Below are 13,146 nucleotides of genomic sequence, written 5' to 3'. Positions count from 1 at the left end.
TCATTCCTTTAATCAGCAACGCCCCTGCTATAGTATTCGAGATAACAGTTGATAAACCAGCCGGAAAAGTGCCGTCAGAGCGATCGCTGCTGCTGCAGCTAGAACTGATATTATGATAACTAACGGGATTGACTGCTGGACTCGCAGCACCGGGAAAAGTATCAAAAGTCCCAAGCTTATGCCTCCAATAATCACTAAGTCAATTTTTTCAATAAACCTGCGATATTGAGCATAAATTAGCCCTCCCAAACTCATTCCCCATAAAAGCATACCGAGTGGGTTGGAGGATACCAGCTTAGCAAAAGCAGTTGCAGCAATGAATAATAAAGCTCCCTCAAATCCAGTAAAAGCAGCCGCCCCTAGTACCTCAAGTAGAGAAAAGTTTGCTCTGACGGGTTTGGATAGGGGTGAGTGGGTTTGTGGTCGCCTGGTGTGGGGCTGGGAGGGTGGGGATACTGGTAGAACTGAGCCATAATGGCGTTGAGGGGTTGTCTGAGCAATGTTTAAACAATTTATGGCATCAAGAACCTCCTGAGCAGACTGAAAGCGTTGATGGGGCATTGGCATAAGTAGTCGATTGAAAATACTCTCAAGTGCATTGCTGATTTGGATATAACTTCTCCAGTTCCATTCATGGGTAACAGGTTCGTAGAGTTCATTGGGTTCTCTGCCAGTCATCAAAACCATCACAGTCACTGCCAGAGCATACAAATCCGTTGAAGGGTAAATTTGAGAACCGGTCATTTGCTCCGGTGGTGCAAATCCGATGGAATAAATACCAGTAGACCTCGCCGCTGTTGATCCTGGGTTGACCTGTTGCTTAACTGCACCAAAGTCTAATAGATAGAGAAGCCCATTGCGATCGCGCATAATATTGGAAGGCTTGATATCGCGATGAATGGAGCCATTGTCATGGACAAATTGGAGGACTTTGAGAATTTCTGTTAACACTTCTATGGCTTTGGCTTCAGAAAATGCTCCTAAGGTGTTGAGTTCTTCCTCCAAGTTTTGTCCATCAATATATTCTTGTACCAGATAGAAAAACTGGTCTTCTTTACCCGGTTTCAGACTCGGCACAGTCAACGGAAAGTAGGCATACAAATCGGGGATTTGGGGGTGACGCCTGCCCAATTTCTCTAAAACCGTTGCTTCCCGCTCAAACAATCTGTGGGCAGTTTGTAGTTCCCTCTGGCTAATTCTCCCAGACGGTTGGAACTGCTTAACTACACATTGACGCAAGGTAGGGGTATAGCGATCGCGTGCTAGAAATGCGGCTCCAAATCCTCCTTTCCGCAGCAGCTGGGAGGGAATGTAGCGACTTGCTACAATCAGGGGCATACCACAGCTATTACAATACCTTTGCTCTGTGGTGGTTAGAGTGGTTCTGTTATCTAGATCATCAAAGTAATTATGGGGATTTGGGCAGCCAGGACGGGTGCAGAAAATTTCCATGTTTTAGAGGATCACTACGAAAGACAAGGCGCTACCAGGCATCTACTTGATACTCTACTAGAGTCTATTTATCTCCCTCAATCAAGGGTTAGGCATTTGTACATTAGTTCTAGATAAATCTATATCTATATCCAAATGCTAATGTTCATTCCTTGCTACCGCTTCGCGCTTCGCTCAGGTATCAGAGGTTGGACGTCAGCTGACAAGCTCTAGCAAGTCACTGCTTGTTGTGTTTATTTTAGTCGTTAGCTATTATTAAACTCACGCCATTTTGAAGAAGCCCCTGGAATTTTTTGCATTACTGATCAGATCTTCTCCTGGGCAGCGGGATAAATTCCGTCACTTGTTTTCTACCCTTTCAACCCCCGGCTTCAGCGTGGGGGCTATCCACTTCTAGATTGTTGGGATTAGTTACCATCCCTGATAGTGGCAAGGATTGCCCGTGCCATGCTACTGAGCCAAACAAGGGCAAAATCTGCCTACAGAAGGCTTCTGTTGCTTTGGAAAGGTAACGATTGGGGTTAATCACCAAAGACAATACCCGTTTAACCACTACTCCCTCTATTTTTGCCCTGTGTAGCACGCCCATTTGTAATTCTTTTTCAATAGCTGTAATCGATACAAAGGCAGCTCCTAGTCCTGACTGTACTGCGTTCTTAATCGCTTCAATGGAGTTAAGTTCCATCTCCACCTTAAACCGTTTAGCATCAATGCCACTGCGACCTAATACCTGGTCAATTACCTTACGGATGGTGGATTGGGAGTCCAAGGCAATAAACTGTAACTTATACAGGTCCTCTTTTTCGATCTTCTCCAAAGAAGCCATGGGATGAAATGCAGGCAAGATTAGCACTAGCTCATCTTCAGCATAAGGACTAATGGTCAAGGTTTCCTGAAGTTCTAGGGGAACTTCACCACCAATAATGGCCAAATCCACCAGTCCATTGGCTACACCCCAGGAAGTGCGGCGAGTGGAGTGAACCTGTAATTGTACTGTCACTTCAGGATAGTGTTGTCGGAACATACCAAGCATCCGAGGTAGTAGATAGGTTCCGGTAGTTTGAGATGCACCAATAATTAAGGTCCCACCTTGGAGACTTTGTAAGTCGTCAATGGCTCGGCAGGTTTCCTGGCATAGAGCCAGAATTTTTTCCCCATAGTCCAACAGCAGGTGTCCAGCTTCGGTCAGTTGGGCACGGCGTCCACCCCTGTCAAATAACGGCACCTCTAACTGTCGCTCTAAATTTTGTACTTGCAGGCTGATAGCAGGTTGGCTTACGTATAGACTATCAGCAGCACGCTTGAAACTCCCCTCAGTAGCGATCGCTTTGAGTATACGGAGTTGATCGAGAGAAAAAGGTAGGTCAGACATAGGGCTAAACCATTAACAGAAAGGAGCGAGCTGAAATCGACACTAACATAACCCGGACTCAAGTTCCTACTCTTTTTTGCTATAATAGAGCGTTATTTCTCATCTATCACCCTTGCCTATGGTATTTCCAAATTGGCTGAGTGTCAGCCACTTTGTCATGTTTGGGTTGCTATTGACTTTTGCGATCGCTCATAGTGGTTTAGCCGCCCTGCGTTCTAAGGGTGAACAAATAATTGGTCCAAGGCTTTATCGTATTGTCTTTGCTTTAGTGAGTCTTCCGCTAGCAGTTGTATTAATTATTTACTTTTTGAACCATCGGTATGATGGTCTACAGTTGTGGCTCCTTCAGGACCTGCCAGGGATGAAGTCATTAGTATGGGGGCTTTCAGGGATTTCGTTCTTGTTTCTTTATCCAGCTACGTTTAATTTATTGGAAATTGCTGCGATTCAAAAGCCCCAAGTCCATCTATATGAGTCTGGCATTATGCGGGTTACCAGGCATCCCCAAATGGTAGGACAAGTAATATGGTGTATTGCCCATACCCTCTGGATTGGTAGCACCTTTACCCTATTGACCTCCGTGGGATTAATTCTCCACCATCTTTTCGCTGTCTGGCATGGAGACCGCCGGTTGTTGGCACGGCATGGAGAAGCCTTTTGTACAGTCAAAGCTCGCACATCGGTAATCCCTTTTTTGGCAATTATCCAGGGACGTCAATTCCTGAAATGGCAAGAGTTTGTTCGTCCGGCATACCTAGGAGTCATCGGTTTTACTGGGCTGTTGTGGTGGGTACATCCCCTCATGATTACAGCTGTAGCCCAAGTAAATTGGTAATTAGGGCATTTCTGTTGTTCAGATGATCCCGATTCGATGTAGCATGATCCCAAACAAATGTAAAAACCCTTATATTTTAAAAAACCATGGTATTGTCTGTTGATGAACGGACGTTTTCAAAAACAGTTTTAGACTCTTCCACCCCAGTTATCGTTGATTTCTGGGCCCCTTGGTGTGGAGTGTGCCGGTTTGTTCACCCCATACTTGAGGAATTCCAAACTCAAGGAAGCAATTATGTCAAGGTTGTCAGAGTAAACGCCGATAACAATCTCAAGCTTGCCAATACCTATCGACTCAAGACCCTACCGACATTGCTATTCTTTGAGCAAGGTCAGTTGGTCTCACGAATAGAAGGTTTCCAAGGTCGGGATGAGCTGCTCAGGGAAATTGCCAGGCTGCTCAAATCACACTGCCAATACCCAGATTTCACCAAGGACTTGGATAAAAGGCAGCGCCAAGGTTTGAAAGCTTTTTCGGTCAATATCTCCTCAAGAGAAATTATAGGTATTAGGTATTAGGTATTAGGTATTAGGTATTAGGTATTAGCTATTAGGTATTAGGTATTAGCTATTAGGTATTAGGTATTAGCTACAAGAGGGTAATGGTACAGAAGGAAAGCTTTTGAGAGCCTCCGTGCTTGACCAGGCGCTAGCCAACTAGGTCAGAACACCCTTAGCCATTCAACCTAAAAGCCTAGAACCTTAACTTAAACTAATTAGCGCGCCTTAACCTAATTAGCCATTGAATTGGTCATCGGTAACCAGGTTGTGGGTTTACCCTTTCCCATGACCAATTACCGATTGCCAATTACTAATTGGTTTCTGACTCTTGTGCCTGATCTGTGCCTGTGAATTTATCAATTATCGATTATAGCACTTCCCTTCCATGTAATTGGCAATGGCTCCGTAACGAAAAGATAAATTTTTGTTAACTAAACTTTTTTTATTATTTTCATCAATTAGTCCGATTATCTCATGATGATTACCCATTTTGATGAGATATTTTGTGATGAAGATTACGAAAAAGGTTAAGATTTGTATCAGATATGAGACCTTAGTAGCCTATTCACGGGATGGCGGCTGTTGGTAGTAGTCGCCGCAAGCCAATGCCGACCGTAAGTCCATGGCCTAGGCTGCTATAGTGCAGTTGAGATTAAAGCGTCTGGCCTTCTACAGACAAACAAAAAGAAAAACTTTAGACATGAGCGGTTAACAGTTTGCCAAAATAGTAACGAAATCTGAAGTAGGCTGTCTTAAATGGAACCGCTTTATCAATATGCCTGGCTAATCCCAGTGTTTCCCTTGGCAGGGGCAATGCTGGTTGGTCTGGGGCTAATTTCCTTCAATAGAGCAACGAACCGTCTGCGGCAGCTGTTAGCTGTATTTATTGTCTCCTGGTTGGGGGCGTCCATGGTGTTCTCCTTTGCTATACTCTGGAGTCAATTTCATGGTCATGAACCCTATCAACGCACCCTGGAGTGGGCTGCTGCTGGCAATTTTCACCTAATGATGGGCTATACCATCGATCACTTAACGGCACTGATGCTGGTAGTTGTGACCACCGTAGCTTTTCTGGTGATGATTTATACCGATGGCTACATGGCTCATGACCCCGGTTATGTGCGCTTTTATGCTTATTTAAGCTTGTTTAGTTCCTCTATGCTAGGGTTGGTCGTTTCTGCCAACCTGTTGCAAGTTTATATTTTCTGGGAACTGGTGGGAATGTGTTCCTACCTGTTAATTGGATTCTGGTATGACCGTAAGGCAGCAGCAGATGCTTGTCAAAAAGCTTTCGTGACTAACCGTGTCGGAGACTTTGGTCTGCTGTTAGGCATGTTGGGACTCTACTGGGCAACTGGCACCTTCGACTTTGATGTCATGGGAGCCAATCTGGAAGCCTTTGTGGAATCAGGTTACCTGGGTGCAGGCATGGCAGCTGTGTTCGCTGTCTTAGTGTTTCTAGGTCCGGTGGCTAAATCCGCCCAATTTCCCCTCCACGTTTGGCTTCCCGATGCCATGGAAGGCCCAACCCCGATCTCTGCCCTAATTCACGCCGCAACCATGGTAGCTGCTGGGGTGTTTTTGATTGCCAGGATGTACCCCGTGTTTGAAGGGATTCCAGTCGCCATGACTGTGATTGCCTGGACGGGAGCATTTACCGCTTTCTTAGGGGCAACCATTGCTATTACTCAAAATGATATTAAGAAAGGGTTAGCCTATTCAACTATGTCTCAATTGGGTTATATGGTAATGGCAATGGGCATTGGAGCCTATGGTGCTGGCTTATTTCACCTGATGACCCACGCTTATTTCAAAGCCATGCTGTTCCTCTGCTCTGGGTCAGTAATTCACGGTATGGAAGCTGTGGTTGGCCATGACCCGATTTTAGCTCAGGATATGCGGTTAATGGGAGGCTTGCGTAAGTTTATGCCCATTACCTCCCTGACATTCCTAATTGGAACCTTGGCAATTTGTGGAATTCCCCCCTTCGCAGGGTTCTGGTCAAAAGATGAAATCTTAGGCAGTACTTTTGAAGTAAGTCCAATACTTTGGGGAATTGGCTGGCTGACTGCTGGAATGACTGCTTTCTATATGTTCCGGATGTATTTCTCTACCTTTGAAGGGGAATTTCGGGGCAATGAAATGGAAATCCGTCATCAACTCAAGGAAGCTGCTGGTGTAGCTGTACCTGCTTTTGGTCCTGGTGCTATGGATGTACGGGAACTTGAAGCTCAGGCTGACCATGATCACCACGACCACCACCACAGTGAGTTTCCCCATGAGTCACCCTTAACGATGACTCTACCGTTGTTAGTCTTAGCCGTGCCATCGGTACTGATTGGTTTGGTGGGAACTCCCTTTAACAACTACTTTGAGGAATTTATCCACCCAGCCAGTGAAACCATAGCCGAAGTCGTGGCAGAAGCAGAAGCCTTTGACTGGTCAGAATTTCTGATTATGGGCGGCAGTTCCGTGGGAATTGGTCTGATTGGGATTTCCGTTGCGGTACTGATGTACTTACAGGGCAAGATTGACCCCAATGCGATCGCTAAAAAAATCCAGCCCCTATATCAGCTGTCTCTCAATAAGTGGTACTTCGATGAAATTTATGACCGGCTGTTTGTTCAGGGAAGCCGTCGATTAGCACGGCAAGTTATGGAGGTAGACTACCGTATCGTTGATGGTGCTGTAAACCTGACTGGCTTTTTCACCCTGCTCAGTGGTGAAGCACTGAAATACGTAGAAAACGGTCGTGCCCAATTCTATGCTCTAATTGTCTTCCTCGCAGTACTGGGTTTAGTAATTGTCTCAGGTGTGACCTGACCTGCTTTGTTAATTGTTAGTTGTTGATCAAAAATTAACAATTAACAATTAACAATTAACAATTTGCAATTTTCTTTTGACCAATGGTGACTGACTAGTTGACTATGACAGATTTCCCCTGGCTAACAATAATTATTCTGTTTCCGATTGCGGCATCGCTTCTGATCCCGTTTCTGCCAGAAAAAAATGGGACTTGGGAGCGTTGGTACGCTTTAATTATTGGGTTAATTGATTTTGCCCTAATTGTCTATGCTTTTGTGACCCAATACGACCTGAGCAACCCAGAACTGCAACTGGTCGAAAAATACAGCTGGGTGCCTCAAATGGACTTGAATTGGTCAGTAGGTGTAGATGGCTTATCCATGCCTCTAGTGTTACTGACTGGCTTTATTACTACCCTAGCGATGCTGGCAGCTTGGCCGGTAACCTTCAAGCCTAAGCTGTTTTACTTCCTGATGTTGGCAATGTACGGTGGTCAGATTGCTGTATTTGCTGTTCAGGATATGCTGTTGTTCTTCTTGGTATGGGAACTGGAGTTAATTCCGGTTTACATGCTACTGTCAATCTGGGGGGGCAAAAAGCGTCTCTATGCAGCTACCAAGTTTATCCTCTACACCGCAGGGGGTTCCCTGTTTATCTTGCTAGCTGCCTTAGGCATGGCATTCTATGGAGATACCGTAACCTTTGATATGCGATCGCTAGCCCTCAAAGATTACGCCCTCAATTTCCAGCTATTGCTTTACGGAGGCTTCCTGATTGCTTACGGGGTCAAGCTACCCATCTTCCCTCTACATACCTGGTTACCAGATGCCCACGGGGAAGCCACAGCCCCGGTACACATGCTCCTGGCTGGAATTCTGCTGAAAATGGGGGGATATGCCCTCATCCGCATGAATGCTGGCATGCTACCCGATGCCCATGCCGTGTTTGCTCCGGTATTGGTGATTTTAGGGATTGTCAATATTGTCTACGCTGCCCTTACCTCCTTTGCCCAGCGTAATCTCAAGCGTAAGATTGCTTACTCATCCATTTCCCATATGGGATTTGTCTTAATTGGTATTGCTTCCTTTACCGACTTAGGCATGAGTGGGGCAGTGATGCAAATGATTTCCCACGGTTTAATCGGTGCCAGCCTATTCTTCTTAGTAGGAGCTACCTATGACCGTACCCATACCTTGATGCTCGATGAGATGGGGGGTGTTGGTAAGAGAATGGGCAAAATGTTCGCCATGTGGACAACCTGTTCCATGGCATCCTTAGCATTACCCGGAATGAGTGGGTTTGTGGCAGAAGTGATGGTGTTTGTTGGCTTTGCTACCAGTGATGCTTACGGTTCCTTCTTCAAGGTATTAGTGATCGTCCTGGCAGCTGTCGGGGTTATCTTAACACCAATTTACCTGCTCTCGATGCTGCGCGAGATTTTATACGGTCCGGAAAACAAGGAATTAGTCGCCCACGAAGCCTTGATTGATGCGGAACCTCGGGAAGTGTTTATTATTGCCTGTCTATTAGTACCAATTATCGGGATTGGTTTGTATCCGAAAATTGTGACTCAGATCTATGACGCTACCACAGTCCAGCTAACCGCACGACTCCGCAACTCTGTACCAACCTTGGTCAACGAACCACCAGTAGCACTAGAAAATGCTCCAATAGTTTCTTTCGCTCCACCCATTAGTCCTCGTTAAGGATTGATATTTTACTGTTGACTAGCTAGTAGCAAAAACTAGTAGGGTGGGCAAAAACAGTTCTATTTTTTTGAGCTTGTAGGGTGGGCAAAAACAATTCTATTTTGTTGATTCTTTTAGACTCGATTACTTTGCCCACCCTACTAGTGCTTAACAAATTAGTAGGGTTTATTAATGTAGTAATGTAGGGGGAGTATGAACCAACCCCTACATTTTTTTGTTGAAAAATACACTAACTATAGTTAATGTTCTCTTCCCTTAGAGAAGCTCTTGCCAGCGATCGCTTAACCAAAACTTTAGAATAGAATAAACGTAAGCATTCAGCCGTCAGCCGTCAGCCGTCAGCTTTAGACTCACGCTGCTTGAGGTGCTTATTTTGTTCAAAAGCTAGCTGTTTGGTGTAGCGTGCGCTATGGGTATAAATTGTTTACGTAGCGTCGCCACAAGCTTTTGGCTGATAGCTGATAGCTGAGAGCTGAATGCTTACGAAGAAACTCTTTTATGCGGGAAGTAGCTAAATCATGACAGTAGCCACCACACCTGTTGAAACTAATCCCATTGTGCTGAGGATGCCTCCAGCATTGGATATGGATGATGACCAATTTTTTGAGTTTTGTCAGGTTAATCGAGATTTACGTATTGAACGTACATTAGACGGAAAAATAATTGTTATGCCCCCAACAGGAGGTGAAACATCTGACAGAAATTCCGACATTAATTTTCAGCTACGGTTATGGAACCGCCAAACAAAGCTAGGGAAGGTTTTTGAGTCTTCTTGTGGCAATAAGGCTGCCCAATGGGGCAGATCGTTCTCCTGATGCATCTTGGCTCAAGCTGGAGCGCTGGGAATCCCTGAGTAAAGAAGAAAGAAAAAAATTTATTCCTCTGTGCCCAGATTTTGTGATTGAGTTGCGTTCCCCCAGTGATAGGGTAAAAGATCTCAAGGAGAAGATGGAGGAGTACATGGACAATGGTGCGAGGTTGGGGTGGTTGATTGAGCCAAATAGTCGTCGGGTGTATATTTACCGTCCTGGTGCTGATGTGGAGCAATTGGAAAATCCCGCTACGGTGAAGGGGGATGATTCGGTGCTGCCTGGTTTTGTCATGGTTATGGAAGAAATTTGGGAAGCTTGAGGAGTGGCACGTTCGTAAGCATTCAGCTATCAGCTATCAGCGTGTCGCGTATCAGCTTATGGGCTACGCGCACGCTACGCCAATGGCTGACAGCTGACGGCTGACGGCTGAATTCTTAAACACTTTCAGCCTACTCCCTTCGCTCCTCCTTATCCAAAACTGACCTTAGTTATTCTTGCAGTCTGTGATTAATGTCTTCTACTGATAAGCTCAAGGCTTCAGCTATCTGTTCCACACTTAACCCTAATCCTAATAAATGGGAAATAGCTTTCTGTAGTGCTTGTTCAGTTTGCTGTAGTGCTTGTTCAGCTTCCTGATAAGCCATGTCCAGTTCTTGAAAGTTTAATAGCTTTTTTCCCAACTTCGGATCGAAAAACTCTAGTTTTCCCTGATTCACTTGAAGTTCTAAACCTAAGACTTCACTGTAAATCGAGAAATCTTCATCTCCTAAAGGTTTGCTAGCTATAGGCTCATAGTTTCCCTCCACCAGACGTAATCCTTTCAGGGGTGGTTGGAGATAATCTTCCACAGGGTCATACTGCATGTATTCTAATACTCCCATATCTTGGTATGTTTGGCGATTAAATCTTTGATCAGTTCCCTTAGTATTTATTGAAGTTACTTCTAATATCCAACTCGGTAAATTTCCTCCTTCTTCCCAAACTTTGTAGTGTTTTCGTAGTTTATTTTCTACTCCGAAAATTACAAATACATCAGGCTCAATTACCGCATCATATACGCCTTCTAGGTAGTAAATCGATAAGTTGCCGGAAACATAAACATCGTCTCGATTTTTGAAATAGTTTTTCAAGGCTTCTACGCCATAAATGATATAATCTCGGTTAGGGTCACTTTCTGCCATTGGTGTACCATTAGTATTGCGATAAAAAAATTTAGGTTTTAATTGCTCATTAGTCATTGGTCATTCAGCAAGGGAGTAGGGAGTAGGGAATAGGGAGTAGGGAATAGGGAACAGGGAATAGGTAAGGGGGAATAACCAATTTAAACGTGACGGTTAACCTCTGCCACTGATAAATTTAGTGCTTCAGCTATCTGTTCAACAGTCAAGCCTAAGCTTAATAACTGGGAAATAGCATTCTGTAGCCCTTCTTCCGCTCGTTGTCGGGCTTGAGCTTCAGCAGCTCGCTCTAACTCCGCTTGTTGTCGGGCTTGAGTTTCTGTGGTTTGCTCTAACTTTGCTCGCTCATAAGCTATCTCCAGTTCTTGAAAATTTAATAGCTTTGTACCCAGCTTCTGATCAAAAAATTCTAGTTTTCCCTGATGCACTTGAAGCTCTAGACCTAAGACTTCACTATCAATAGAAAAATCTCCATCCCCTAAAGACTTGCTGGGGATAGGTTTATACTTTCCCTTCACCAAAAGTAATCCCTTAAGTGGCGGGTTAAGATAATCCCCAGTAGGGTCATACTGAAAGTATTCTAATACTCCCATAGTTTGGTATAGTTGGCTTTTTGTGGTTTGATCACTATTCCGGCTGCTTTTTGAGGTTATTTCTAATACCCAACTGGGCAGTTTTCCTCCCTCTTCCCAAGTTTTGTAGCTTCTTCGCTGTTTGTTTTCTACGCCAAAAACCACAAATACATCGGGAGAGACTACCTGATCGGGTTCTCCTTTCTGGTAGTAAATAAATAAGTTACCGGAAACATAAACATCTTCCCGATTTTTGAAATAACTTTTTAAGGCGTTTACCCCATAAATCAGATAATCCCGAGTAGGATCACTTTCTGTCATAGGCTTACCATCACTGTCGGGGTAGAAAATTTCGGTTTTGAGTTCGTCAGTTACTTTAGTAATAGGTACTTTAGTCATAGGAAAGACACCATTCGATTAAAATTGAAACTAGAAACTTGAAACTTAACAAATTAACCGGACTTGGTATTAGTGAGTAAGCAGTCAGCGGTCAGCGGTCAGCGGTCAGCGTGGCACAGGCTTTGGCCTTGGCCTTTCGGCCACGCGTGCGCGTTTGGCCACGCTGTGCGAACGAAGCTGTGACTTCACTGAGATTAAACCAATGCTTACCTGTTTGATTCAAAAGCTGTTCCCATAGCGCATTAGCTGATAGCTGATAGCTGATAGCTGATAGCTGATAGCTGATAGCTTACATTAGTGAGCATTTTCTGTATGGGAAATAAGGGTAATGGTAAAAAGACTTTCCCCATTACCCAAAGGTGTAATTGCAATCACACCGCATTACAGAATCTCTAATTACCTTAATTTGACCATCAGTAGAAAAAACAGATCACCTGTCACTGGACATTTGAGCCACTCTATGATACCGCTGCTAGCATTAACCATCAAAAAGTGTGTTAAGTGTTGGAAGTGTCGGAAGTGTTGGAAGTATGGCAGGATTCCTACTCCCTACTGCCTGCTCCCTACTCCCTACTGCCTGCTCCCTACTCTCTACCCAATTTAGAACTGCTATAGAATAGATACACGCTATGTTGAATCGTCGAAGGTTACTAAAGTTAAGTCTTGTTTCAGCTGCTAGTGCCTTGGGTTGGTCAGCAGTTTGCTCAAGGGTCAGAACTGAGGTTAGTAGTAGTGAAATGCCGGACTATAGCAGCACTGGAGTGACGTTATTACAGCAGACAACACCCCTTGAGGATGGCTTTTTCTTTCCAGCAGAATGGCAGCCCCATGAATTCACGATCATGGTGTTTCCTCCAGCTCAGAATTGGAAAGGGTATGGTCTGAAGAAGGCAAGGCGAGAATGGGCAGCAGTGGCGAATGCTGTCAATGAGTTTGAACCCGTTTCGATGGTTGTTCATCCTCAAGACAAGGGTGTGGCTAAAGGCTTGTTGAGTTCAGATATCGAACTGATTGAATTTCCCGTAAACGATGGCTGGGCAAGGGATTCCGGTCCAATGTTTTTGGTGAACGGCAAGGGTTCACGTCGGGTAGCTGGGTTTACTTTCAACGGTTGGGGCGGTAAGTTTCCCCCCTATCAGGACGATGCTTTACTTAAGGCGCGATTATCTCACTATCTTGATACTACCATGTACTCATCCTCTCTAGTGGTGGAGGGGGGTGGTGTGACATTAGATGGTGAAGGCACTATTATCACCACTGAGGAATGTTTACTGAACCCTAATCGCAACCCCACGATGAGTAAGTCTCAAGTTGAGAGAGTGTTGAAGCACTATCTCGGGGCTGAAACCGTGGTTTGGCTAGGTCGTGGTATCGTACCTGATCCGGTGACAGATGGACATGTGGATGGCATTTGCGCATTTGCCGCACCTGGATTGGTCTTACTCCATAGCACTGATGATGCTAATGATCCAAATTACAAGATTTGTCGGGATGCTAAGCATCGATTACAAC

General features: G+C 44.7%; 8 protein-coding genes and 2 pseudogenes. 6 read left to right on the top strand and 4 right to left on the bottom strand.

All coding sequences use genetic code 11. From position 1 onward, the window contains the following. Positions 1 to 27 precede the first annotated feature (27 nt). Together F6K37_RS04400 and F6K37_RS04395 are read right to left on the bottom strand one after the other, a co-directional pair. Entirely contained in the window at positions 28 to 1,452 is a 1,425-nt protein-coding gene (locus F6K37_RS04400) for a serine/threonine-protein kinase (protein ID WP_287248428.1), read from the bottom strand. A 459-nt stretch (positions 1,453 to 1,911) separates the two neighbouring features. Further along, positions 1,912 to 2,824: pseudogene (locus F6K37_RS04395) on the bottom strand (LysR family transcriptional regulator); the annotation flags it as partial. A gap of 118 nt (positions 2,825 to 2,942) precedes the next feature. Between F6K37_RS04395 and F6K37_RS04390 the strand changes: the two are divergent. From F6K37_RS04390 to F6K37_RS45355, 5 genes and pseudogenes are all read left to right on the top strand, one after another. After that, on the top strand, positions 2,943 to 3,659 hold the full coding sequence (locus tag F6K37_RS04390; RefSeq protein WP_008190806.1) for an NnrU family protein: 717 nt from the start codon (positions 2,943 to 2,945) through the stop codon (positions 3,657 to 3,659). 86 nt (positions 3,660 to 3,745) lie between these two features. Further along, the gene (trxA, locus tag F6K37_RS04385; RefSeq protein WP_008190808.1) at positions 3,746 to 4,177 is read left to right on the top strand and encodes a thioredoxin; all 432 of its coding nucleotides are present in this window, start codon (positions 3,746 to 3,748) and stop codon (positions 4,175 to 4,177) included. Between the two features lie 738 nt (positions 4,178 to 4,915). Further along, complete coding sequence (locus tag F6K37_RS04380; protein ID WP_008190813.1) at positions 4,916 to 6,982, top strand: NAD(P)H-quinone oxidoreductase subunit 5; 2,067 nt, start codon at positions 4,916 to 4,918, stop codon at positions 6,980 to 6,982. 104 nt (positions 6,983 to 7,086) lie between these two features. Next, positions 7,087 to 8,670 (top strand): NAD(P)H-quinone oxidoreductase subunit 4, encoded by a 1,584-nt coding sequence (locus tag F6K37_RS04375; protein WP_008190814.1) that lies wholly within the window; start codon positions 7,087 to 7,089, stop codon positions 8,668 to 8,670. A 521-nt stretch (positions 8,671 to 9,191) separates the two neighbouring features. Continuing rightward, positions 9,192 to 9,804, top strand: a pseudogene (locus tag F6K37_RS45355) (Uma2 family endonuclease). 169 nt (positions 9,805 to 9,973) lie between these two features. Here F6K37_RS45355 and F6K37_RS04365 read toward each other — a convergent pair. Next, positions 9,974 to 10,723, bottom strand: coding sequence for a Uma2 family endonuclease (locus F6K37_RS04365; RefSeq protein WP_008190821.1), 750 nt, complete (start codon positions 10,721 to 10,723; stop codon positions 9,974 to 9,976). Between the two features lie 83 nt (positions 10,724 to 10,806). Then, on the bottom strand, positions 10,807 to 11,634 hold the full coding sequence (locus F6K37_RS04360) for a Uma2 family endonuclease (protein ID WP_287248422.1): 828 nt from the start codon (positions 11,632 to 11,634) through the stop codon (positions 10,807 to 10,809). Positions 11,635 to 12,263: 629 nt separating this feature from the next. Between F6K37_RS04360 and F6K37_RS04355 the strand changes: the two genes are divergently transcribed. Beyond that, positions 12,264 to 13,146 (top strand): agmatine deiminase family protein (locus F6K37_RS04355; RefSeq protein ID WP_287248420.1); only part of this gene is annotated, 883 nt, incomplete at its 3' end.

It is taken from the genome of Moorena sp. SIO4E2 (assembly GCF_010671945.1).
Taxonomy (GTDB): Bacteria; Cyanobacteriota; Cyanobacteriia; order Cyanobacteriales; family Coleofasciculaceae; genus Moorena; species Moorena producens.
This window is presented reverse-complemented; position numbering and strand designations above follow the sequence as displayed.